Genomic DNA, 1,068 nt, shown 5'->3' with positions numbered 1-1,068 from the left:
GACGACGCGCTGCGGCTGCTGGAGGCCGCGGCCGACGCCTCGCTGCGGGCGGGGGAGGCCGACGCCGCCGCCTACGAGCTGGCCGTGCTCGCCGAGCTGGTCAACCGGGGCCCGGGGATCATCGCCCGACTGCCGGCCCCCGACACCGCCGCGCGCGCGATCGAGCGGGCCAAGGGCCTGGTCGGCGACGACCCGGCCGCGCTGGCCCGCATCGCCACGGCCGAGGCGTTCCAGCTGCTCGACACCGACCCCGACGCCGTCGCCGCCGGTGAGCGGGCGCTGCGGCTGGCCCGCGCCGCGGGCGACGTCCTGGCCGAGAGCGCCGCGCTCGACCGGATCACCACGATCGAGCTGTCCCGCGGCCGGCCCCGGGCCGCGCTGGCCACCGCCGAGCGGCGCATCGCCCTGCTCGGCGAGCTGCCGATCGAGGCCGACCTCGGCTTCGAGCTGTCCGACGCGCACGTCATGTCCGCCGAGTCCGCCCTCGGCGCGGGCGAGCTCGCCACGGCCCGCCGCTACGCCGACGCCGTCGCGGGGTTGGCGCAGTTCCGCGAGACCGGGCACGTGGCGCCCGCCCGCCTGATCACCGTGTCGTTCCTGCAGGGCGACTGGGAGACCACGCTGCGCGCCGGCGAGCGCTTCCGCGACAGCTGGGTGCGGGCCGGGCGCCCACGCGTGCCGTCGCTGCGGCGCTCCGCGCACTCGTTGGCCACGCTGCACGGCCTGCGCGGCGAGGAGGCCGAGCGCGAGGAGTGGCTGGCCGTGTTCGACGCGCTGGTATCGGCCCGGGGCCCCGCCCACGACCAGCACCCGGGCGCCTGCTTCGACGCCCTGCTGATGCTGCACCGCGCCCGGCCCGACGAGGCGCTGCGCCGCCTGCGGGTGCCGCCGGGGGAGCTGGTGCACTGGTACGACGGCATCTGGCGGCCGCTGTACGCCGGGCTGTGGGCGGAGGCCGGCGTCCTGGCCGGGGTGGACGACGCCGGCGGGCGCATCGTCGCGGCCCGCGCCGCCGCGACCGGGAACCCGATCGCCGCCGCGCTGGTCGACCGGGCCGCCGCGCTGCTG

General features: G+C 79.1%; 1 protein-coding gene. It reads left to right on the top strand.

The genetic code is table 11. The annotated features are described in order from the left end of the window. A partial coding sequence (locus KIK08_RS39160; protein ID WP_214408352.1) for a hypothetical protein occupies positions 1–1,068 on the top strand: 1,068 nt, incomplete at both ends.

It is taken from the genome of Pseudonocardia lacus (assembly GCF_018531445.1).
Lineage (GTDB): Bacteria > Actinomycetota > Actinomycetes > Mycobacteriales > Pseudonocardiaceae > Pseudonocardia > Pseudonocardia lacus.
Note: the sequence above shows the minus strand (reverse complement) of the source record. Positions and strands in the feature narration are given on the sequence as shown.